The organism is Streptomyces sp. GD-15H, assembly GCF_045291515.1.
In the GTDB taxonomy this organism is placed as follows: domain Bacteria; phylum Actinomycetota; class Actinomycetes; order Streptomycetales; family Streptomycetaceae; genus Streptomyces.
In genome coordinates this window covers 3,885,001-3,906,815 of sequence record NZ_CP149447.1, presented here as the reverse complement: position 1 = coordinate 3,906,815, position 21,815 = coordinate 3,885,001, and the positions used below count along the sequence as shown (strand labels likewise).

Here is a 21,815-nt window from a genome sequence, read left to right as displayed (position 1 = left end):
CTCCGCCACCCCGTCAAGCGGGCGACAGAGCTTTGGCCAGAGGTGCAAGGGCCACGATCGCGAACAGAGGGGCGCCGGAATGCCGGGACGACGGTGCCACTCGTCGTCATGAAGCCCACGGTCACGGATCGTGTACAAGGTGCCAAAACGGTCACACTGTGCGATCATCGCGTGCCGCGCCCGACCGAAGGCGGGGGCAGGGGACGGTTTCCGGGATGATGATCCGGAAAAGTTGTGGCTCTCAGCGGCGGGTGGGGCCGGTGGCGGCCCGGATCTCTCGTACAGTTTGCGCCGTGGGATCTCTGCGCAATCCGGTCGGGCCGCTTCCCTCCTCCATCTACTGGCGTAGGAGGGCCGTACTGCTGTCCCTACTGGGCGTGTTGGCGTTGCTCGTCACCTGGATCGTCGTCTCCGGCGACGGGAGCGGCGGCGGACACGACAACGGGGCCAACGGCAAGAATCCCGCGCCGTCCACCATCGCTCCGGGGCCGTCGAGTTCGGGACCGGCGATCAGTCAGGCGCCGGGCGGACGTGACGAGTCCGGTGGTGAGGGCTCGGGCGGCTCCTCGTCCGGGGCCGGTCCGGAGGACGACGGAGCGAACGGCGACCCCGGTGACTCCGGCGGCGGCTCGGACGGCGATGCCGGCGGCGGGTCGGACGGCGATGCCGGGAGCTCCGAAGGCGGTACGTCGACGGGGGTCGGCGCCGGTGACGCGCTGCCGGCCGGGTCCGGACTGCCCAACTGCACCACGAGCGCGGTGAAGTTCAGCCTGCGCAGCGTCCGCAACGCCTACGAGCCCGACGCGACGCCCACCTTCCGGCTGACCGCGCGGAACATCTCCGGCAGCGACTGCAAGGTCGATCTCGGTCCGGAGAGCACCGTGTTGACGATCGCTCAGGCGGACGGCGACGACGCGTACTGGGCGTCGGACGACTGCCCCAAGGGCCCGGAGAGCCTCGTCTTCCGGGTGCCCGCGGGCGACAGCATCACGTACGTCGTGAAGTGGGACCGCAAGCCGAGCGCCCCGCAGTGCGCGACGCCGCCGGCGGGGTCGGCGAAGGGCGGCACGTATCTGGTGGAGGCGAAGGCGCCGGGGTTCGCGAAGGTGCAGACGTCCTTCGTGCTGGAGCGCGCCTGAGATTCACCCGGACCGGGCGGGAGCGGGCCGGACGGGAGCGGGCCGGACGGGAGCGGGCCGTGCGAGCCGCTAGGGCCTGTGTGATGTTGTGATCAATCGGCCGCTTGCAGGAGATCTCCGATCCAGATCATCGAGGCGCGGAGTTCGAGGCCGGCGAGGTAGCTCTCGGGCGTCTTGTCGAAGCGTGTGGCGATGCCGCGCCAGTCCTTCAGCCGGTTGATCAGTCGCTCGACGGTGTTGCGGTCACGGTAACGATCGGCGTCGTACGTGACGGGACGGCCGCCCCTGCTGCCCTTCCTCTTGCGGTTGGCGGCCTGGTCCTTCTTCTCCGGGATGACCGCCCTGATGTGCCGTTTGCGCAGGTAGGCGCGGTTGGCGCGGGACGAGTAGGCCTTGTCCGCGGCGACCGCGCCGGGCCGGGTGCGGGCCGGCCGACCGGCCCGCGGACCCGGACCTTGTTCAGCACGGGGATGAACTGCGGGCTGTCCGCGGCCTGCCCGGCGGTCAGCACGAACGACAGCGGCCGGCGCTTTTGGTCGGCGGCGAGGTGAATCTTGCTGGTCAGTCCGCCGCGGGACCGGCCGAGCAGGGCTTCCTTCAGGCGGAGCCTGCGTCGGCGGCGGACGCGCCGGCGTTCTTCCCGCTCGGGCCCGTTTCCGCCGTCCCGCCCGTTCTGTTCCGCCTTGTCGCCCCCTTTTGCCGGGCCTGTTCCTGCTCGGCGGCGGCCTCCTCGAGCGCCTCCATGACCTCCTGGCCGACGAGCATCCCGGCGGCGTCGTGGTGGGCGCGGACGGTCGTGGAGTCCACGCTGACCAGGGACAGGTCCGTTTTGCCCCGGCAGGCGGCCTCGGCGATCAGGCCCTCCAGCAGGGCGGTGAAGACACCGGCGTTCCGCCAGAGCCGGAAGCGTCCGTAGACGGTCGGCCAGGGGCCGAACTCGCCCGGCATCTCCCGCCACTGCGCGCCCGTCCTGAACCGCCAGATCACCCCCTCGAACTGATCCCGCAGCCGCTCGGGGTACGGGCCGTACTCGCCTATCGGCAGGAACGGCTCGATCAACTTCCACTGTTCTTCGGTGAGTTGTCTGCGCGTCACGATTGTCTTCCTACCGGATCCGCCTTCCAGGCGGATCCGGACCGGCAAGACTGATCACAACATCACACAGGCCCTAGACGTAACGCTCCAGGATCGAGCTCTCCGCCAGCCTCGACAGGCCCTCCCGGACGCTGCGGGCGCGGGCCTCGCCGACGCCGTCCACCGTCTGGAGGTCGTCCACGCTGGCGGCGAGCAGCTTCTGCAGGCCGCCGAAGTGCTCCACCAGGCGGTCGATGATCGCGCCGGGCAGCCTCGGCACCTTGGCCAGCAGCCGGAAGCCGCGCGGGGACACCGCCGAGTCCAGCGTCTCGGGGGAGCCGGTGTAACCCAGGGCGCGGGCCACCGTCGACAGTTCCAGAAGCTCGGCCTGGGGGAGCGCGTTCAGCTCGTGCAGGGCCTGGTCGACGGTGCGGGAGCGCTTGGCGGTGGGCTCGGGGACGTAGTCCCGCACGACCAGCTCGCGCTCCGGTTCCACTCCCGCGATCAATTCGTCGAGCTGGAGGGAGAGGAGACGGCCGTCGGTGCCCAGTTCGACCACGTATTCGGCGATTTCGGTGGCGATGCGGCGTACCATCTCCAGCCGCTGCGCGACCGCCGAGACGTCCCGCACGGTCACCAGGTCCTCGATCTCCAGCGCGGACAGGGTGCCGGCGACCTCGTCGAGGCGGAGCTTGTAGCGCTCCAACGTCGCGAGCGCCTGGTTGGCGCGGGACAGGATCGCCGCCGAGTCCTCCAGGACGCGGCGGTGGCCGTCGACGTACAGCGCGATCAGGCGCATCGACTGGGAGACCGAGACGACCGGGAAGCCGACCTGCTTGGAGACACGGTCGGCGGTGCGGTGCCGGGTGCCGGTCTCCTCGGTGGGGATCGTCGGGTCGGGCACCAGCTGGACGCCGGCCCGAAGGATCTTCGACAGGTCGGACGACAGGACGATGCCGCCGTCCAGTTTGCACAGCTCGCGCAGCCGGGTCGCGGTGAACTCGACATCCAGTACGAAACCGCCACTGCACAGCGTCTCGACGGTCTTGTCGGAACCGAGCACGATGAGGCCACCGGTGTTGCCCCGGAGTACGCGCTCCAGGCCGTCACGGAGAGCGGTGCCGGGTGCCACGGCACTCAACGAGGCGCGCATCTGGCGATCAGCGCCGGTGCTCCCGCCGGACTTTCCGGGAGCTGCTGCCCGGTCGTTGGCTGCCACTGCACTCCTCCGGTCGCGATGTCTGGGGCGCCCCCGTTCAGGGTTTCCCGTTTGGATCATGCCGGGCTCGCGGGGCGGGGCGCACACATCTGCGGCGTTGTCGTCGGTCGCCATGGCTCCGCCATGACTTCCTCCCCGCCTTGCAGTCGCACGCACCCCGCCCCGCTCCCTGTCCGGCCTGATCCAAACGGGGGACCCTCACGCACTCGGTTCGTACGGACGGGCGAGACCAGGGCAAAGTCTACCGGCGGTCCTCCTCGTCCCGTGGGGCCTCTCGGTGACGGGAGCGCGGAAGGACGCGCAGGGCGTCCCCTATGTCCGCGACTTCCAGAACCTTCATTCCCGCCGGAATCCTGCCCGGATCGCCCGGCACGAGCGCGTGCGTGAAGCCCAGACGGTGTGCCTCGGAGAGTCTGCGCTGCACGCCGGTGACCCGCCTCACCTCGCCCGCGAGGCCGACCTCGCCGATCGCCACCAGGTTCTTGGGCAGCGGGGTATCGCTCGCCGCCGACGCCAGGGCGAGCGCGACGGCCAGGTCCGCGGCCGGCTCGGAGAGCTTCACGCCGCCGACCGTGGCGGAGTAGATGTCGCGCTTGCCCAGGGCACTGATGCGGCCGCGCTGCTCGAGGACGGCGAGCATCATCGAGACGCGGGAGGTCTCCAGGCCCGAGGTGGTGCGGCGGGGGGAGGGGATCTGCGAGTCGACGGTGAGCGCCTGCACCTCGGCGACCAGGGGACGGCGGCCCTCCAGGGTCACGGTCAGGCAGGTGCCCGGGACCGGCTCCGCACGGCGGGTGAGGAACAGCCCGCTGGGGTCGGCCAGGCCGGTGATGCCCTCGTCGTGCAGCTCGAAGCAGCCGACCTCGTCGGTGGTGCCGTAGCGGTTCTTCACCCCGCGGACCAGGCGCAGGCGGGCGTGCCGGTCGCCCTCGAAGTGCAGGACGACGTCCACCAGGTGCTCCAGCAGCCGCGGGCCGGCGATCGAGCCGTCCTTGGTGACGTGGCCCACCAGGATCGTCGACATCCCGCGCTCCTTGGAGGCCCGGATCAGCGCGCCGGCCACCTCGCGGACCTGGGCCATGCCGCCCGGCGCCCCGTCGAGCTCCGGGGAGGCGACCGTCTGCACCGAGTCGAGGATCAGCAGGGACGGCTTCACCGTGTCCAGGTGGCCGAGCACGGCGGACAGGTCCGTCTCGGCGGCGAGGTAGAGGTGGTCGTCGATGGCGTGGATCCGGTCGGCCCGCAGCCGGACCTGGCTCGCCGACTCCTCGCCGGTGACGTAGAGGGTGCGGTGCTGATCGCTCGCCGCCTTGGCCGCGACGTCCAGGAGGAGCGTGGACTTGCCGACGCCCGGCTCGCCCGCGACGAGCACCACGGCGCCCGGGACCAGGCCGCCGCCGAGCACCCGGTCCAGCTCGGGCACGCCGGTGGAACGGGCCGTGGCCTGGCGACCGTCGACCTGGCCGATGGGCAGGGCGGGCGCGGTGACCCGCCCCGGGGCCGTCGTACGGACCGCGGACACGCCGTACTCCTCGACCGTCCCCCAGGCCTGGCACTCGGGGCAGCGGCCGAGCCACTTGGCCGTCTGCCAGCCGCACTCGGTGCAGCGGTAGGACGGGCGGTCCTTGGTGGTCTTGGTACGGGCAGCCATGGTCGAAACCGTAGTCCCCGCCACTGACAACGGGAACCGGAGTCCGCCGTGCGGCCCCGGGGCGGGACGGGCCGGGGCGGACCGATTCCTCTGCGCCTTCGTCCACGCCGGCCGTGAGGCGAAAGGTTCCTGTCCCCGATTGAGGGATCGTTTCACCCGTACGGATTAAAACTGCGCAGGGCTCCGGAAGGGGCCGGCCCCGGCCGCCTACGGTCGCCGAATGACGAGCAGTGGCCCGGAGATCCCGACCCGCATGACCGGCGTACACCGGGCGCACCGGGAGGTGCGTGACCGGGGGGCCGCCCGCACGCTGGCGCACCGACCGCCCGTGTGCCACGAACCGTACCTGGACGGCCTGTTCACCTACTGCCTGTCCGTGCTGTGCGACCACGACGCGGCGACCGCCGCCCTGGCCGAGGTCCTCACGCTCGCGGAGCGCCGCGGCCGGCACGCCCCGGACGCGGCCGGAGACCGCAGGGCCTGGCTGTACGCGCTGGCCCGCTGGGCGTGTCTGCGCAAGCTGACCGAGGCCCGGAAGAGACGTCAGGTCACCCATGCGGCGGATCGCGGCGACCGGAGACGGCCGGCACGGACCGCCACCGCCCCTGCCGTCTCCGAGGAGGTCCAGGAGCAGCGGCGCGGTGAACTGGCACTGCTGGCCTGGCCGGAGGCCGCGGGCACCACACCGGAGCAGCGCGAGGCGCTCGAACTCGCCGTCCGTCACGACCTCGGTGCCCACGAGGTCGCCGCCGTGCTCGGCATGGAATCCGCCGCCGCCCGCGACCTGGTCGCCTCCGCCGCCTGCGAGGTCGAGCGCACCCGCGCGGCGCTCGCCGTCGTCGAGGCCGGCGCCTGCCGGGGCGTGGCGCACCTCACCGGCGACAACCGGCTCGTGCTCAGCAGCACGCTGCGCCGCGAACTCGTCCGGCACGTCGACGACTGCCCGCGCTGCCGCCGTACCGCCGAGCGCGCCGTCCCCGGCCGCTGGCCCGGCACCAGCGTCACCCCCGACGCGCTGCCCGTCCTGGCGGTTCCCGACGCCGCCCTGCGCGCGGCGATGGCGCGTCACGCACGCGCGCGTGGCGCCGCGCCCCGCTTCGACCGGCGCGGCTTCCCGATGGATCCCAAGGACCGGGTCGCGCGAAGGGACCGGCTGCGCGCGCGTGCCGTCACGACGACCGTCGTCGCCACCGTCGTCGCGGCCCCTGTGCTCGCGCTGTGGGCCGCCTACCGGGGCACCCCGGTCGGCGAGGCCGGGGACGGCCGCTCCGCCTCCGCGCGTGAGGCCGACACGCCCGTCGACCTCGACGGCGAAGGAGTGGGCGGCTACGAGAACGCCGGAAACGCCAGCACCCGGCCGGACCGCCGTTTCGGCAAGGACGGCGAGAACGGCGAGGCGGACGTGTCCGTGGAGGTCGTCGGTGTCCCCGGGCCGGCCACACGGGCGCCGCCGCACTGGGCGTCACGGCCGGTCACAGCGGTGACACCACCCTGATCACGCTGACCGCGAGGGGCTCCGCCCCGGTCCGCTGGTCCGCGTCGACGGGTGTGCTCTGGCTGTATCTGAGCCAGTCGTCGGGGACGCTCCGACCGGGCCAGTCGCTGACGATCAAGGTGTACGTCGACCAGTTGCGCGAGCCGTCCGGCCGCTGGAACGCGCGGGTGGCGGTCTCGCCCGCCGGCGCCGTGGTGACCATCGACGGCCACGGCACGGCCCCCGGCCCCTCCGCGCCCGGCGGCTCGCACCCCGGTCGTCCAGGTCCTCCCGGAAGCCCGGGGACCACGCACCCCGGTTCCCCGAGCGCCCCTCCGCCGAGCTCCGGCGAGCCGGGGGGACCGCCGCCGTCGTCGTCCCGGACCCCGGATCCGACACCCACGTCACCGGCCCCGTCGGAGCCCGACGCGAGCGAGCCTCCCCCGTCGCCCGACCCGGAGCCCACCGACCCGGCACCGAGTGACCCGGACTCGACGGACCCGGCCCCCGCCGCCCCGGCGGACTCGACGTCACCGGCCGCCGACGGCCGGTGACGTCGAGTCCGTCCGCGTCCTGACGCGTGCTCCGTGACGCGTGCTCCGTGACGCGTGCACCGTGACGCGTGACCGGAGCCCGGCACCCCGTGAGACGTGGCGAGGATCAGGCGGGGTCCGCCGGATGCGGTGCCAGCAGCGGCAACTGTGAGGCCAGCCGTTCCTCGCACAGCTCGGCCAGCCGGTCGTAGCCGGCCTTGCCCATCAGCTCGGTCAGCTCCGCCCGGTAGGAGACGTACACCGGATCGCCCGCGCCGTGCGCCGAGGTCGCCGATGTGCACCACCAGTGCAGGTCGTGGCCGCCCGAACCCCAGCCGCGGCGGTCGTACTCGCCGATGGACACCTGCAGCACGCGCGTCTCGTCGGGCCGGTCGATCCAGTCGTAGGTCCGTCGGATCGGAAGCTGCCAGCACACGTCCGGCTTGGTCTCCAGCGGCTCGCGGCCCTCCTTCATGGCGAGGATGTGCAGCGAGCAGCCCATGCCACCGACGAAGCCCGGCCGGTTCTGGAAGATGCACGAGCCCTGGAACGGCCGGGTCTGGCGGTCGCCGTCCTCGTCCTCGGAGACCCAGCCGTTGCGGGTGCCCTCGTCGTGGTGCTGCCAGATGTCCGGCGTGAGCCTCGCCACATGCCCTGCGACCCGCTTCTCGTCGTCCTCGTCCGAGAAATGCGCACCCAGGGTGCAGCATCCGTCGTCCGCGCGGCCCGCCTGGATGCCCTGGCAGCCGCTGCCGAAAACGCAGTTCCAGCGAGAGGTCAGCCATGTCAGATCACAGCGGAACACCTGCTCGTCGTCCGCCGGATCGGGGAACTCCACCCACGCCCGCGCGAAGTCGAGGCCCTTCTCGTCGTTCGGCGGAACATCCGACGGCACCCGCGGAGGACCGGCGGCCGTTTTGGCCCTCTTGGTCTTCTTGTCCGTCTTCTCGTTCTTCGCCTTTTTCGTCTTTGGCACCCGTCCAGGGTAAGTCGCCCCTCTCGCTGTCCGGCACCGGCTCGCGTTCCGTGGAGCGGGGTTCACGCCGCGTGGCGGGCAGTAGCGTGCCGTACATGAGACTCGGTGTCCTCGACGTGGGTTCGAACACGGTGCATCTGCTGGTGGTGGACGCGCACCCCGGGGCGTGCCCGCTGCCCGCCCACTCGCACAAGGCTGACCTGCGTCTCGCTCAGCTGCTGGACGCCGACGGAGCGATCGGTTCCGAGGGGGCGGACAGGCTGGTCTCGGTCGTCCACGGCGCGCTCCGGGCGGCCGAGGACAAAGGCGTCGAGGAACTGCTGCCGTTCGCGACGTCGGCGGTGCGCGACGCCCGCAACGCCGACGACGTCCTCACGCGCGTGCGTGCCGAGACCGGCGTCAAGCTCCAGGTCCTCACCGGCACGGAGGAGGCCCGGCTCACCTTCCTCGCCGCCCGCCGCTGGTTCGGCTGGTCGGCGGGAAAGCTGCTGGTCCTCGACATCGGCGGCGGCTCTCTGGAGATCGCCTTCGGCATCGACGAGGAGCCCGACGCCACGGTGTCGCTGCCGCTGGGCGCCGGCCGTCTCACCGCCGCCCGGCTGCCCGGCGACCCACCGGTACCGGACGACGTCCGCGCGCTGCGCCGACACGTCCGCGCGGAGATCGCCCGTACGGTCGGCGAGTTCAGCCGCCTCGGCCCGCCCGACCACGTGGTGGCCACCTCCAAGACCTTCAGGCAACTCGCCCGCCTCGCGGGCGCCCCCCGCTCCACCGAGGGCCTGTACGTCCCGCGTGAACTCAAGCGCCAGTCCCTGGAGGGCTGGGTGTCGCGGCTGGCCGGCATGACCACCGCCGAGCGTGCCGGGCTTCCCGGCGTCTCCGAGGGCCGCGCGGGCCAACTGGTGGCCGGGGCCCTGGTGGCGGAGGCCGCGATGGACCTGTTCGGCGTGGAGTCCCTGGAGATCTGTCCCTGGGCCCTGCGCGAGGGCGTCATTCTGCGCCGCCTGGACCACCTGGGCCCGGCGTGACGACGTTCCGCGCGACCGGGCGTCGAGGGCCGACGGATCCGGGCCAGCCGCATACCGGACGCCCGGTGAGGACCCGGGTCGGGGCGGCCCGGGTCCGGTTAGGTCGATCACACGGCGGGCGCCCGGACCGGCGGCCGAGGACACCGGACAAGCGCCCCGTGCCCTGCGGACATGCCGTTCCGGCGAGGGCGAACGGCTCTGGCCGAAGCACAACGCTCACGTCCCGCCCGCCGAACACACCCCGTACGCTGTCCCTCGTGGCAGAACCAGCGGTGCGCATCCCGGATGCGAAGGTCGCTCTGTCGACGGCCTCCGTCTATCCGGAGTCGACGGCGACGGCCTTCGAGATCGCCGCGCGCCTCGGGTACGACGGCGTCGAGGTCATGGTGTGGACCGATCCGGTCAGCCAGGACATCGAGGCGCTGCGCAGACTCAGCGACTACCACCACATCCCCGTCCTCGCCGTGCACGCCCCCTGCCTGCTCATCACGCAGCGCGTGTGGTCCACCGACCCCTGGACCAAGCTCCAGCGGGCCCGTGCCGCCGCCGAGCGGCTCGGCGCCGCCACGGTCGTCGTCCACCCGCCCTTCCGTTGGCAGCGCCACTACGCCCGGGACTTCGTCGACGGAATCTGGCGGATGGCGGGCGAGACGGATGTGCGGTTCGCTGTGGAGAACATGTACCCCTGGCGCTACCGCGACCGCGAGATGCTCGCCTACGCCCCCGACTGGGACGTCACCAAGGACGACTACCGCCACTTCACGATCGACCTCAGTCACGCCTCGACCGCCCGCACCGACGCCCTGCAGATGCTCAACCGCATGGGCGACCGCCTCGGTCACGTCCACCTCGCCGACGGCCGGGGCTCGGCCAAGGACGAGCACCTCGTGCCCGGCCGCGGTGACCAGCCGTGCGCCGAGGTGCTCGAGCGCCTCGCGGCCAACGGCTACGACGGCCATGTCGTCATCGAGGTCAACACCCGACGCGCCATGTCCGGCGCGGAGCGCGAGGCCGACCTGGCGGAGGCGCTCGCGTTCACCCGCCTGCACCTGGCGTCCGGATCCCCAGGGGCCTCAGGGCCCTCGGGGTCCTCGGTGATCCAGGCGCCGCGGCGATGACCGACGTCAGCGCGCCCGGCGGCCTGGGCGCCTCCCCCGGCGACAGCGGCACCGTCCGGCGCCGCGGCCGTCCCCCGCGTACGGAGTCGGCCGGCACCCGCGACCGCATCCTGGACGCCGCCCGCGAGGAGTTTTCCGAACGCGGGTACGAGAAGACCTCCGTACGGGGCATCGCCAAGTCGGCCGGCGTCGACTCCGCACTGGTCCACCACTACTTCGGTACCAAGGAACAGGTCTTCGAGGCGGCCGTCGAGGTCGCCTTCGCCCCTGCGCTCAGGGGCCGGGACGCCGTCCTCGACGCTCCCGTCGAGGAGGTCGGCGAGCGGATGACCCGGATGATCCTCGGTCTGTGGGAGAACCCGGTGACCCGGACCCCGCTGCTCGCGATCGTCCGGTCCGCCGTCAACAACGAGACCGCGGCCGGCGTCTTCCGCCGCCTGGTCGCCAGCCAGCTGCTGCGCCGGATCGCGGGGCAGCTCGACCTGCCGGACGCGGAGCTGCGCGCCGAGCTCGCCGCCGCCCAGCTGGTCGGGGTCGCGATGATCCGGTACGTGATCAAGGTGGAGCCACTGGCCTCGGCCGACCCCGAGCAGATCATCAGACGGGTGGCCCCGGTGGTGCAGGGACACCTGACCGGCCACTGACCGACCGGCGTGCGCAGCGCTCCCGCACTGAGATACGTATCCCGCATTCCGGACACCCTGTCCCGCCCTCTGGATGACCGGCGTACGCTCGACCCGAGTCAGAACTCTCTGACCCCGGCACCCCGAGAAGGTCTGAAGGAGCGAGCGACGATGCCCGAGCTGAGGTCCCGCACAGTCACCCACGGCCGCAACATGGCGGGCGCCCGCGCCCTTATGCGGGCCTCCGGTGTACCGGGCGCGGACATCGGCCGCAAGCCGATCATCGCCGTCGCCAACAGCTTCACGGAGTTCGTCCCCGGCCACACCCACCTCGCGCCGGTGGGCAGGATCGTCAGCGAGGCGGTCGTCGAGGCCGGCGGCATCCCGCGCGAGTTCAACACGATCGCCGTCGACGACGGCATCGCGATGGGCCACGGCGGCATGCTGTACTCCCTGCCCTCCCGCGACCTGATCGCGGACAGCGTGGAGTACATGGTCGAGGCCCACCGCGCGGACGCCCTGATCTGCATCTCCAACTGCGACAAGATCACCCCGGGCATGCTCAACGCCGCCCTGCGGCTGAACATCCCGACGGTCTTCGTCTCCGGCGGCCCGATGGAGGCCGGCCGGGCCACCCTGGTCGACGGCACGGTCCGCACGCTGGACCTGATCGACGCGATGGTGGACGCCGCCAACGACAAGATCTCCGATGCCGACGTTCTGCGCATCGAGGAGAACGCCTGCCCGACCTGCGGCTCCTGTTCCGGCATGTTCACCGCCAACTCGATGAACTGCCTCACCGAGGCCATGGGCCTGTCCCTCCCCGGCAACGGCTCGGTCCTCGCCACCCACACGGCCCGCAAGGCGCTCTACGAGAACGCCGCCCGCACGGTCATGGACATCACCCGCCGCTACTACGAGCAGGACGACGAGACGGTCCTGCCGCGCGGCATCGCCACCGTCGCGGCCTTCGAGAATGCGATGGCGCTGGACATCGCCATGGGCGGTTCGACCAACACGATCCTGCACTTGCTGGCCGCCGCCCAGGAGGCGGAGGTCCCGTTCGGCCTGACCGAGATCGACGCCCTCTCGCGCCGCGTGCCCTGCCTGGCGAAGGTCGCCCCGAACGTCGCCGACGGCCGCACGTACTACATGGAGGACGTGCACCGCGCGGGTGGCATCCCGGCCCTGCTCGGCGAACTGCACCGCGCGGGCATGCTGAACGAGGACGTGCACTCCGTCCACAGCCCGTCCCTGGCCGACTGGCTGAAGACCTGGGACGTCCGCGGCGGCTCCCCTTCCCCGGAGGCGGTGGAGATGTGGCACGCGGCCCCCGGCTGCGTCCGCTCCGCCGAGGCGTTCTCCCAGTCCGAGCGCTGGGACGTCCTCGACGAGGACGCCGAGGGCGGCTGCATCCGCTCCGCCGAGCACGCCTACTCCAAGGACGGCGGCCTGGCCGTGCTGCGGGGCAACCTCGCCGTGGACGGCTGCGTGGTCAAGACGGCCGGCGTCGACGAGTCCATCTGGACCTTCGAGGGCCCGGCGGTCGTCTGCGAGTCGCAGGACGAGGCCGTCGAGAAGATCCTCACCAAGCAGGTCAAGGAGGGCGACGTCGTCGTCATCCGCTACGAGGGTCCCAAGGGCGGCCCCGGCATGCAGGAGATGCTCTACCCGACGTCGTACCTGAAGAGCCGCGGCCTCGGAAAGGCCTGCGCCCTGATCACCGACGGCCGGTTCTCCGGCGGCACGTCCGGCCTCTCCCTCGGTCACGCCTCCCCGGAGGCGGCGTCGGGCGGCACCATCGCCCTGGTCGAGGACGGCGACCGCATCCGCATCGACATCCCGAACCGCTCGATCGAGCTTCTGGTCGACGACGCCGAGCTGGCCCGCCGCGAGCAGGAACTGAACGGCACGTACGCGCCGAAGAACCGCGACCGCAAGGTCTCGGCGGCTCTGAAGGCGTACGCGGCCATGGCCACGAGCGCCGACAAGGGCGCGGTGCGGGACATCTCGAAGCTGGGTTGAGACCCACCGGATCGCCGCGGGGCCGCTTCCGCACCGCGGGAGCGGCCCCGCGGCGTCACCAGGCGGCGGGATCCCGCCCGTCCACGGCGAACACGGTCCCGTCCGGCGCCGACGCGTAGACCTGCCCGTTCGCGATCACCGGCTGCGGCAGCACGGCGGCGACTCCGTCGGCCTTTCCGAGCCGTGGCGCCGTCTGCCCGAGCAGCCGCCCCGTCGCCGCGTCCACGGCGAGCAGCCGCCCGTCGGGGGCGGTGACGTACACATGCCGTCCGTCGGAGACGGGGGCGGAGCCGCGGGTCAGGCCCGTTTCAAGGTTCCACAGCTGTTTTTGCGCCTCCAGGTCGACGGCGACCAGGGATCCGCCCGCGCTCATGAGGTGGACCACGTTTCCGTGGGCGGTGCCGTGAGCCTGTTCGAGGGTGGCGGGGAGCGTGACTCGGCGCGTGGTTTTCGTGCCCGGGGTGTAGCCGACCACGGTTTCCGTGTCGCCGTAGATCCTGTCGGCGGAGGCCAGGAAGACCGTTTCCCCGGTCGTACCGACAGGTTCCAGCTCTCCTTCGAGTCGAGCGTCCCACCGCACGTCACCGGTGCCTGGATCCACTGCGGTGACGCGCGTGCCGGACCCGTCCTCGGACGGGCTCGTCGCGTATGCCAGGGGGCTTCCGGCGAAGAAGACGAGGCGCGGCACCTGGTGGCCGGGGACACGGCGGCTCCACCTCGTCTCACCCGAAGCGCCGTCCACGCCGGTAACCGTGCCGTCGGCCCCGGTCAGCAGCAGCGTGTCCCCGGCGGACTCGAGTCCGCTGTACGCGGAAACGCTCCGCTGCCAGCGCGTCGTGCCGGAGACGGGATCGAGCGCCTCCAGGCGCCTGCCCTGCATGGGCAATGACGGGATGAGACCGCCCGCCACGGTCGGTGCTTCGCTTCCCTTCGAGCGGGCGACGGTGTGCCGCCACAGCAGCCGGCCGTCGGACGGATCGAGAGCGAAGACCTGCCCGGTCCGCGCGCAGAGCAGTTTCCCCGCCCCGTAGGAACACCGGGGGGTGCCGTTCCCGGCCCCCGTCGTCGCCCACGCGCTGAACCCGGCCGGCGTGGTCTGTGGCGCGCCACCGTCCTTCGGCACCGTGCTGTCACCGCCGGTCGGCTGAACGGCCACCAGCGCGGCGATGAACGCGATTCCGAGGGCACCGGCGCCGAGAACGGCCCGTTTGCCCTCGCGTCGTCTGCCCTTCTCGGGCTTTTCCGTCTCCTCGACCTGAGGTTCCGGCTTGGGCGGACCTCCCATGCGCTGCGTCGGTATGAACGCCTGGGTGTCGTACGAGGCCGCCACCGAGCGCAGCTCCCGCATCAACTCGTCGGGCGTGGGCCGGTCCTCGGGCTCCTTGGCCAGGCATCGCACGATGAGCGGCGCAAGTTCCTCCGGCACGTCGGCCAAGTCGGGCTCTTCATGAACGACTTGGTAGGCGACCACATAGGGACTGTCCGAGTCGAACGGCCCGCGTCCGGTCGCCGCGTGCACCAGCACGGACCCCAGCGCGAAGATGTCGGCAGCAGGCCCCACCTCTCGCGGCCGGCGGAACTGCTCGGGCGCCATGAATGGCGGTGTGCCGATCAACTTGCCCGTCTCGGTCCGTAGTTCACTGTCCTTCGGCCGGGAAATGCCGAAGTCGATGACCTTGGGCCCGTCATCGGCGAGCAGTATGTTGCTCGGTTTCAGATCCCGGTGCACGACCCCCACCCGGTGAATGTCGCGCAGCGCCTCAGCCAGCCCCGCCATCAGCCGACGCACTTCAGCGGGTGCCATCGGGCCGTTCCGCTTCACCTGCTCCGCGAGGGTCGGTCCGGGAACGAACAGGGTCGCCATCCAGGGCCGCTCGGCCTCCGGATCGGCGTCGACCACGGGCGCGGTGAACGCGCCGCTCACCCTGCGGGCCGCCGCCACCTCCTGCCGGAACCGTCCCCTGAACTCGCGATCCCGGGCGAACTCGGCATGTACGACCTTCACCGCGAGCCTCAGCCCGGAGGTGCTGCGGGCCAGGTGCACCACACCCATGCCCCCGGAGCCCAGAAGGGACTCCAGCCGATAGTGACCGGCGTATTCCGGAAGTTCCGCTTCCGCGCCCGCTCCGGCCTTCCACTGTGGCGCCATGGGACCCCCCGTGCTGTTCGTCCGCGCGCGCGACGCACGGAGCCTAGTCGATGACCCGTACGGGACAGAGGCGGCTTGCTAGCCTGCGTGTTCCTCGAGCGCACAGATGTGCATGGCGTGTTCGAGGGAAATCAACGGAGCCCATGACGAGCATGGGATTCAACGGGGGAGGTACACATGGCTGTTGACCGTGTCGAAGAGAACGAGGCCGGCGACGTGTCGGAGGCCGGCACCACCGAAGCGGTCGCAACCGCCACTCTGCGCTACTACTCGGTCGCCCCGGGCGTCCGCCTGAACGTGCGCAGTGGCCCTGGCACCGGCTACACCATCGTCCGTGTCCTGGCCGAGGGGGCGAAGGTCCCGATCTTCTGCCAGACGCCGGGCACCACGGTGACGGGCCCGTACGGCACGTCGAACATCTGGGACAACATCGACAACGGCGAGTTCGTCTCCGACGCGTACGTGTACACCGGCAGCGACGGCTACTTCCGTCCGCGTTGCTCCTTCTGATCCGTCTCGACCACTGCATCGGGAGCTTCCCTGACATCCGCACGACGCAGATCCATCCTGCTCGCAGGTCTCACCGGCGCTCTCGTTCCGGTGCTCGGCACGACAGCCGAGGCGGCCGCCGTCCGCTACTACTCGGTCGCCCCGGGCGTCCGCCTGAACGTGCGCAGTGGCCCTGGCACCGGCTACACCATCGTCCGTGTCCTGGCCGAGGGGGCGAAGGTCCCGATCTTCTGCCAGACGCCGGGCACCACGGTGACGGGCCCGTACGGCACGTCGAACATCTGGGACAACATCGACAACGGCGAGTTCGTCTCCGACGCGTACGTGTACACCGGCAGTGACGGATACGTGGCATCCCGCTGCCTCTGATCCCCCCGAAGCCCGCGGTGCCGCCGGAGCCATAATCGACGCGTGAGCGCAGAGAACGGCACCCCGGACAGCACCGCGGGCTCCCCGGGAGCCCAGGCGGGCCCCCGCCCCGAGCCCATCCGTTTCTTCGGTACGACCTGGGTCGACCACGACAACGGCTACGCGGCCCGCCGGGTTGGCGTCGCCGTCGGTTCACTCGCCGCCGCGGCCGCCTCCTGCCTCGTCCTGCGCATCGCCTACCAGGGTCTTCGGATCGCCGACGTCGGCGGCTTCGTCGCGATCCTCATGGTCGGGATGTTCGCGATCTGCAGCGCCCTCGCGTTCGGGCACACCTGGGAGGCGTTCAAGCGCCGCCCCGACCCCGACCGGCAGCGGTCCCTCCGCGGCCTGCTCAGCATCGGCTTCGTCGGCTACCTCCTCGCCTACTTCTTCCGCTCCCTCATCGAGGCCCCCGGCGAGAAGCTCCACCGCGAGGAGTACCGGACGGCCCGCGAGCAGTACGAGAAGCGGATCTCCCGCCGGTCCGGCAACCCCGGGAAGCGCCGCCGCCCGTAGGGCCGTAACCGCCGTACGGGAGCAGCCCCCGACGTTCCGACGCGCTCGGCGACCTCGACATGCCAGATGTCAGGCGCCGGCGCTTCTTTTCGGCGTGCCCACCCCACCACGCCCGTCCCGCCTCTCTCCTCCGACCGCCACCGCTTGACGTGTCCCGCCCCCGAGAGGATTATTCATCACATGATGAATTACTCCTCCGGCCCCCCACGCCCGGACGACGACACCCCTGCCGTCCGCGCCCAGGACCTCACCGTCGTCCGAGGCCCCCGCACCGTCCTGCACGGCCTCGACTTCACCGTCCCGCGCGGTCAGATCACCGGCCTTCTCGGCCCCTCCGGCTGCGGCAAGTCGACCCTGATGCGGGCCGTCGTCGGCACCCAGGCCAAGGTCACCGGCGCGCTGGACGTCCTCGGCCTCCCCGCCGGCCACGCCGCCCTGCGCACCCGCATCGGCTACGTCACCCAGGCCCCCTCGATCTACGACGACCTGTCGGTCCGGCAGAACCTCGACTACTTCGCCTCGATCCTCGACCCCGGCCGCGCATCCGCCGACCGCCGCCAAGAGAACGTCACCCGCGCGATCGCCGACGTCGACCTCACCAGTCACGCCGACGCCCTCGCCGGGAACCTCTCCGGCGGTCAGCGGAGCCGCGTCTCCCTGGCCGTCGCCCTCCTCGGCACCCCCGAACTGCTGGTCCTCGACGAACCCACGGTCGGCCTCGACCCCGTCCTGCGCCGCGACCTCTGGCAGCTCTTCCACGACATCGCCGCCGAACGGGGCGCGAGCCTGCTGATCTCCTCCCACGTCATGGACGAGGCCGAGCGCTGCCACCGCCTCCTGCTCATGCGCGCGGGCGAGATCCTCGCCGACGACACGCCGGACGCCCTCCGCACCCGCACCGGCTCCGAAACCGTCGAGGCCGCCTTCCTGCACCTGGTGGACGCGGCGGTCGCGGCAAGCCGCACGAAGGAGACCTCACGATGAGCACCCCCCGTACGACGACACGACCCTCCGCCCCGACGAGCACCCTGAACGCCTCCCGCACCCTCGCCACCGCGGCCCGGGTCCTGCGCCAGCTCCGCCACGACCCGCGCACGATCGCGCTGATGCTGCTCGTCCCCTGCCTGATGCTGCTCCTGCTCCGCTACGTGTTCGACGGCAGCCCGCGCGTCTTCGACAACATCGGCGCCTCGCTCCTCGGGATCTTCCCGTTGATCACGATGTTCCTGGTCACCTCCATCACCACCCTGCGCGAGCGCGCCTCCGGCACCCTCGAACGCCTCTTCGCCATGCCCCTCGGCAAGGGCGACCTGATCGCCGGCTACGCCCTGGCCTTCGGCGCGATCGCGATCGTCCAGTCGGCCCTGGCCACCGGACTGGCGCTCTGGTTCCTGGGACTCGACGTCGTCGGCAGCCCGTGGCTGCTCCTCCTGGTGGCCCTGCTCGACGCCCTCCTCGGCACAGCCCTCGGTCTCTTCGTCTCGGCCTTCGCGGCCTCGGAATTCCAGGCGGTCCAGTTCATGCCGGCAGTGATCTTCCCCCAGCTCCTCCTCTGCGGACTCTTCACCGCACGCGACAACATGCACCCCGTCCTCAAGGGCATTTCCGACGTCCTCCCCATGTCCTACGCCGTCGACGGCATGAACGAGGTCCTCATGCACACCGACATGACCGCCGCCTTCGTACGCGACGTCCTGATCGTCGCCGGCTGCGGCCTGCTCGTACTCGTCCTCGGCGCGGCAACCCTGCGACGCAGGACGGCCTGACACCACGGGCCGCCCACCCGGGCCGCCCCCTGAGCCGGTCACCGTCCCCTGAGTCGGGCATCATCCCGGAGTCGTCCGCCCGGCCGTCCGCCCACCGGACACCATCCCGCCCCCGGGCCACCCGAGTGCGAGGATGAACCAGGACGACGCGCACACCCCGGAGGACATCCCCAGCCATGGCTCAGAAAGTCGCAGTCCTCGGCACCGGCAAGATCGGCGAAGCCCTGCTCAGCGGAATGATCCGCGGCGGCTGGGACCCCGCCGACCTCCTGGTCACCGCCCGCCGCCAGGAACGGGCCGACGAACTCCGCGCCCGCCACGGAGTCACCCCGGTCTCCAACCTCGAAGCCGCCAAGACCGCCGACACCCTGATCCTCACGGTCAAACCGCAGGACATGGCCGCCCTCCTCGTCGAACTCGTCCCGCACGTCCCCGCCGACCGTCTCGTCATCAGCGGCGCCGCGGGTATCCCCACCTCCTTCTACGAGGAGCGACTCGCCGCCGGCACCCCGGTGGTCCGCGTCATGACCAACACCCCCGCCCTGGTCGACGAGGCCATGTCGGTCATCTCCGCCGGCAGCCACGCCACCCCCGAACACCTCGCCCACGCCGAGGAGATCTTCGGTTCCGTCGGCAAGACGCTCCGCGTCCCGGAGTCCCAGCAGGACGCCTGCACCGCCCTCTCCGGCTCCGGCCCGGCGTACTTCTACTACCTGGTCGAAGCCATGACCGACGCCGGCATCCTGCTCGGCCTGCCCCGCGACAAGGCCCACGACCTGATCGTCCAGTCCGCGATCGGCGCCGCGACCATGCTCCGCGACAGCGGCGAGCACCCCGTGAGGCTCCGCGAGAACGTCACCTCCCCGGCCGGCACCACCATCAACGCCATCCGCGAGCTCGAGAACCACGGCGTACGGGCCGCCCTCATCGCCGCCCTCGAAGCGGCCCGCGACCGCAGCCGCGAACTGGCCTCCGGCAACAAGGACTGAGGACCCGGGACCCCTGTGGTCACCCCGCCGCGTCCAGTACCTCCTTCGACGTCACCACGCGCGCGAAACCGCCCCCGTGCAGAGTCACCACCGACGCCTGCGCCACCTCGTCCGCGGTGCGCCGCCAGCCGAACGGCCCCGCCACGTCGAAGGTGTACGTCGCGTCGAACACGACCACCACGTCGTACCCGAGGTTCCCGCCCATCCTGGCCGTCGTCTCCACGCACATGTTGGTCTGGATCCCGACCAGCACCACCTGCGAGATGCCCTCGGCCCGCAGCCAGGCGCCGAGATCCGGGGTGCCGTAGAACGCCGAGTTCACGTTCTTCGTCACCAGCAGCTCAGCGCCCTCGCCTCCCTTCCCGCGCCGCAGTTCCACGTACTCCTTGAAGCCGTTGCCCGGCTGCCCCGGACGCAGGGGCGATCCCGGCTCACCCGAGTCGTGCCGCACGAACACCACCGGCCGCCCCGACGCCCGCCATACGTCGATGAGCGCGGTATGTTCTCGTCGGCCCCCGGATTGTTCCGCGGCCCCCAGAAGCCCAGCTCCTCGAAGCCCTTCTGCACGTCCACGACCACCAGTGCCGCGTTCTCCGCGATGTCCATGGCCCCGATCGTGTCGCCTCCCGCACCCCACCTCCCAGAGGCGCGGACGTCATCGACCGACGACTTACTGCCAAGCGAGGCGGCCCGCGCTACATCCCGGCCGCCGGGAGCAGGCCGATCGCCCGATGGGCGGCATCCACGGTCGGCCGAGCCATGCCCCGCGCCCGCTCCGCGCCCTCCCGCAACACTCCCTCCACATAGCCGGGATCCGCGCACAACTCCTTGTGCTTCTCCTGCACCGGCCTCAGCACCTCGACCACGGCCTCCGCGGTGTCCTTCTTCAAAGCCCCGTACGACTCGTATGCACCGCCCAACGCCTCCGGGGCCCCACCAGAACACGCCGCGAGGATCTCCAGCAGATTCGCCACCCCCGGCCGTGCCTCCCTGTCGTACACGACGTCGCGCCCGCTGTCGGTCACCGCCCGCATGACCTTCTTCCGCACCACGTCCGGCTCGTCCAGCAGATAGACGATCCCCGGTCCGACATCGTCGCTCTTCCCCATCTTCGACCTCGGGTCCTGCAGATTCATCACCCGTGCCGCCACCGAGGGATGCGTGGCCCGGGGCACGACGAAGGTGTGCCCGTACCGCTGGTTGAACCGCACGGCCAGGTCCCGCGCCAGCTCCACGTGCGGCGTCTGGTCATCACCCACGGGCACCTCGTCCGTCCCGTACGCCAGGATGTCCGCCGCCATCAGCACGGGATACGTCAGCAGCGAAAGCCGCACGCTCCCGCCCCGCCGCTGCTCCCGCGCGGCCTTCTCCCTGTACTGGATCATCCGCCGCATCTCGCCGTCGGTCGCCACGCACTCCAGCAGGTACGACAGACGGGCGTGTTCGTCGACATGGCTCTGCACGAACACGGTGCACGACTCCGGGTCCAGCCCGGTGGCCAGCAGCAGCGTCGCCGCCTGCCGACTCAGTCTGCGTACCCGTGCCGGATCGTGGTCCACGGTCAGTGCGTGCAGATCGACGACGCAGAACACCGCGTCCGCCCGGTGCTGGTCGACCGCGGCCCACCGCCGCATGGCCCCCAGGTAGTTCCCCAGCGTCAGATGGCCGGTCGGTTTGATCCCGCTGAAGACCCGTGTCATCTCTTCCTGTCTCCGTCTCCTGGTCGTGCCCGCCGCCTCGGCCGGCCGCCCTCCGGAGTCCTGGATGGAGAGACGAAAACGGCCACCTGAGCGGCGGCCGTTGAGTGCGTACGCAGGACGGCCGCTGTCAGGCGGCCCACCAGAACTGGCTGTACGTACGCGTGGTCATGCGGACCAGGCTACGCCCCGGAGGCGGCCGAGGGGCGCGGATCGGAGCGCGAGTTGACATGCCCTGGCGTGATCCGTAGTGTTCTCCGAGTTGTCCGACGTGAGCACCGACTCCGGTCGGTCCCCGGACGGCCATTCCGCAAGTACCACCACTGCTCGACGGCAGTCTTCTGTCTGCTGTCATGTCGTTGGTATGTGTATTCGTGGAATGAGGAATCCGCGTTCGAAAGGGCGCAGGCCCCCGATTAGCTCGGAAGCCAGGAATCCGCTAGAGTCTCACTCGTCGGAACGGCCCAACGGCCGGAAAGACAAACCCCGCTGACCGGGGGTCAGATCGAAGAAAAAGATCTGATAGAGTCGGAGACACCGAAGGGAAGCGCCCGGAGGAAAGCCCGCCAGGGTGAGTACGAAGAAAGCGCCCGTTCCTTGAGAACTCAACAGCGTGCCAAAAGTCAACGCCAGATATGTTGATACCCCGACACCGGAACCCCGTTCCGGCTGTCGCGGTTCCTTTGAAACACACAGCGAGGACGCCGTGGACGGCCGGGCCCATTCCGCCCGCCCGTCCCGCTCTCGGGGTGTTCCTCCCGCCCGGCGGGAAGACATTCACGGAGAGTTTGATCCTGGCTCAGGACGAACGCTGGCGGCGTGCTTAACACATGCAAGTCGAACGATGAACCACCTCGGTGGGGATTAGTGGCGAACGGGTGAGTAACACGTGGGTAATCTGCCCTGCACTTCGGGACAAG

At 71.1% G+C, this 21,815-nt stretch carries 16 protein-coding genes, 1 rRNA gene and 3 pseudogenes (1 of these 20 running past the window's edge); 13 read left to right on the top strand and 7 right to left on the bottom strand.

The window, feature by feature from the left end; all coding sequences use genetic code 11:
* Nucleotides 1-293: 293 nt before the first annotated feature.
* Nucleotides 294-1,139, top strand: coding sequence for a hypothetical protein (locus WJ438_RS18210; RefSeq protein WP_406726193.1), 846 nt, complete (start codon nt 294-296; stop codon nt 1,137-1,139).
* Between the two features lie 92 nt (nt 1,140-1,231).
* Here the strand turns inward: WJ438_RS18210 and WJ438_RS18205 are convergent.
* The 3 genes and pseudogenes from WJ438_RS18205 to radA all read right to left on the bottom strand — a co-directional run bounded on the left by WJ438_RS18205 (nt 1,232) and on the right by radA (nt 5,083).
* Nucleotides 1,232-2,234: pseudogene (locus tag WJ438_RS18205) on the bottom strand (IS5 family transposase).
* 73 nt (nt 2,235-2,307) lie between these two features.
* Complete coding sequence (disA, locus tag WJ438_RS18200) at nt 2,308-3,432, bottom strand: DNA integrity scanning diadenylate cyclase DisA (protein WP_406726192.1); 1,125 nt, start codon at nt 3,430-3,432, stop codon at nt 2,308-2,310.
* 241 nt (nt 3,433-3,673) lie between these two features.
* Nucleotides 3,674-5,083, bottom strand: a complete 1,410-nt coding sequence (gene radA, locus WJ438_RS18195) for a DNA repair protein RadA (protein ID WP_406726191.1) — start codon at nt 5,081-5,083, stop codon at nt 3,674-3,676.
* A gap of 220 nt (nt 5,084-5,303) precedes the next feature.
* Here radA and WJ438_RS18190 point away from each other — a divergent pair.
* Nucleotides 5,304-7,111: pseudogene (locus WJ438_RS18190) on the top strand (BACON domain-containing protein).
* A gap of 106 nt (nt 7,112-7,217) precedes the next feature.
* Here the strand turns inward: WJ438_RS18190 and WJ438_RS18185 are convergent.
* On the bottom strand, nt 7,218-8,066 hold the full coding sequence (locus WJ438_RS18185; RefSeq protein WP_406726190.1) for a hypothetical protein: 849 nt from the start codon (nt 8,064-8,066) through the stop codon (nt 7,218-7,220).
* A gap of 95 nt (nt 8,067-8,161) precedes the next feature.
* Here WJ438_RS18185 and WJ438_RS18180 point away from each other — a divergent pair, with 95 nt between their 5' ends.
* The 4 genes from WJ438_RS18180 (at nt 8,162) to ilvD (ending at nt 12,860) form a co-directional block, all read left to right on the top strand.
* Nucleotides 8,162-9,094 (top strand): Ppx/GppA family phosphatase, encoded by a 933-nt coding sequence (locus WJ438_RS18180; RefSeq protein WP_406726189.1) that lies wholly within the window; start codon nt 8,162-8,164, stop codon nt 9,092-9,094.
* Between the two features lie 257 nt (nt 9,095-9,351).
* Nucleotides 9,352-10,212, top strand: a complete 861-nt coding sequence (locus WJ438_RS18175; RefSeq protein WP_406726188.1) for a sugar phosphate isomerase/epimerase family protein — start codon at nt 9,352-9,354, stop codon at nt 10,210-10,212.
* Nucleotides 10,209-10,856, top strand: coding sequence for a TetR family transcriptional regulator (locus WJ438_RS18170; protein ID WP_406726187.1), 648 nt, complete (start codon nt 10,209-10,211; stop codon nt 10,854-10,856). Before WJ438_RS18175 ends, WJ438_RS18170 begins: the two co-directional genes overlap by 4 nt.
* Nucleotides 10,857-11,006: 150 nt before the next feature.
* Nucleotides 11,007-12,860 carry a dihydroxy-acid dehydratase gene (gene ilvD, locus WJ438_RS18165; RefSeq protein ID WP_406726186.1) on the top strand — a complete coding sequence of 618 codons (1,854 nt, stop codon included), beginning with the start codon at nt 11,007-11,009 and terminating at the stop codon, nt 12,858-12,860.
* Nucleotides 12,861-12,915: 55 nt separating this feature from the next.
* On the opposite strand, the gene WJ438_RS18160 is transcribed toward ilvD, so the two are convergent.
* The gene (locus tag WJ438_RS18160) at nt 12,916-15,009 is read right to left on the bottom strand and encodes a protein kinase domain-containing protein (RefSeq protein ID WP_406726185.1); all 2,094 of its coding nucleotides are present in this window, start codon (nt 15,007-15,009) and stop codon (nt 12,916-12,918) included.
* A gap of 177 nt (nt 15,010-15,186) precedes the next feature.
* On the opposite strand from WJ438_RS18160, the gene WJ438_RS18155 reads away from it, so the two are divergent.
* The 6 genes from WJ438_RS18155 (at nt 15,187) to proC (ending at nt 19,198) form a co-directional block, all read left to right on the top strand.
* Complete coding sequence (locus WJ438_RS18155) at nt 15,187-15,519, top strand: SH3 domain-containing protein (RefSeq protein WP_406726184.1); 333 nt, start codon at nt 15,187-15,189, stop codon at nt 15,517-15,519.
* A 90-nt stretch (nt 15,520-15,609) separates the two neighbouring features.
* Nucleotides 15,610-15,888, top strand: coding sequence for an SH3 domain-containing protein (locus WJ438_RS18150; protein WP_406726183.1), 279 nt, complete (start codon nt 15,610-15,612; stop codon nt 15,886-15,888).
* A gap of 42 nt (nt 15,889-15,930) precedes the next feature.
* Nucleotides 15,931-16,443: an EamA/RhaT family transporter gene (locus tag WJ438_RS18145; RefSeq protein ID WP_406726182.1), complete on the top strand. Its 513-nt coding sequence runs from the start codon at nt 15,931-15,933 to the stop codon at nt 16,441-16,443.
* 180 nt (nt 16,444-16,623) lie between these two features.
* Entirely contained in the window at nt 16,624-17,427 is an 804-nt protein-coding gene (locus WJ438_RS18140; protein ID WP_406726181.1) for an ABC transporter ATP-binding protein, read from the top strand.
* The gene (locus WJ438_RS18135) at nt 17,424-18,209 is read left to right on the top strand and encodes an ABC transporter permease (RefSeq protein ID WP_406726180.1); all 786 of its coding nucleotides are present in this window, start codon (nt 17,424-17,426) and stop codon (nt 18,207-18,209) included. Before WJ438_RS18140 ends, WJ438_RS18135 begins: the two co-directional genes overlap by 4 nt.
* 176 nt (nt 18,210-18,385) lie before the next feature.
* Nucleotides 18,386-19,198, top strand: a complete 813-nt coding sequence (gene proC, locus WJ438_RS18130) for a pyrroline-5-carboxylate reductase (protein WP_406726179.1) — start codon at nt 18,386-18,388, stop codon at nt 19,196-19,198.
* A 19-nt stretch (nt 19,199-19,217) separates the two neighbouring features.
* On the opposite strand, the pseudogene WJ438_RS18125 reads toward proC, so the two are convergent.
* Both WJ438_RS18125 and trpS read right to left on the bottom strand, forming a co-directional pair.
* Nucleotides 19,218-19,804: pseudogene (locus tag WJ438_RS18125) on the bottom strand (cysteine hydrolase family protein).
* 89 nt (nt 19,805-19,893) lie between these two features.
* Nucleotides 19,894-20,898, bottom strand: a complete 1,005-nt coding sequence (gene trpS, locus WJ438_RS18120) for a tryptophan--tRNA ligase (protein ID WP_406726178.1) — start codon at nt 20,896-20,898, stop codon at nt 19,894-19,896.
* A gap of 773 nt (nt 20,899-21,671) precedes the next feature.
* On the opposite strand from trpS, the gene WJ438_RS18115 reads away from it, so the two are divergent.
* Nucleotides 21,672-21,815: ribosomal RNA gene (locus WJ438_RS18115) — 16S ribosomal RNA — on the top strand (it continues 1,386 nt past the right edge of the window).

Bases quoted from the DNA above. Each gene is read 5' to 3' on its own strand.
- radA (WP_406726191.1), bottom strand. From the start codon at position 5,083: ATGGCTGCCCGTACCAAGACCACCAAGGACCGCCCGTCCTACCGCTGC.
- WJ438_RS18180 (WP_406726189.1), top strand. From the start codon at position 8,162: ATGAGACTCGGTGTCCTCGACGTGGGTTCGAACACGGTGCATCTGCTG.
- WJ438_RS18170 (WP_406726187.1), top strand. From the start codon at position 10,209: ATGACCGACGTCAGCGCGCCCGGCGGCCTGGGCGCCTCCCCCGGCGAC.
- ilvD (WP_406726186.1), top strand. From the start codon at position 11,007: ATGCCCGAGCTGAGGTCCCGCACAGTCACCCACGGCCGCAACATGGCG.
- WJ438_RS18160 (WP_406726185.1), bottom strand. From the start codon at position 15,009: ATGGCGCCACAGTGGAAGGCCGGAGCGGGCGCGGAAGCGGAACTTCCG.
- WJ438_RS18155 (WP_406726184.1), top strand. From the start codon at position 15,187: ATGGCTGTTGACCGTGTCGAAGAGAACGAGGCCGGCGACGTGTCGGAG.
- WJ438_RS18140 (WP_406726181.1), top strand. From the start codon at position 16,624: ATGATGAATTACTCCTCCGGCCCCCCACGCCCGGACGACGACACCCCT.
- WJ438_RS18135 (WP_406726180.1), top strand. From the start codon at position 17,424: ATGAGCACCCCCCGTACGACGACACGACCCTCCGCCCCGACGAGCACC.
- proC (WP_406726179.1), top strand. From the start codon at position 18,386: ATGGCTCAGAAAGTCGCAGTCCTCGGCACCGGCAAGATCGGCGAAGCC.
- trpS (WP_406726178.1), bottom strand. From the start codon at position 20,898: ATGACACGGGTCTTCAGCGGGATCAAACCGACCGGCCATCTGACGCTG.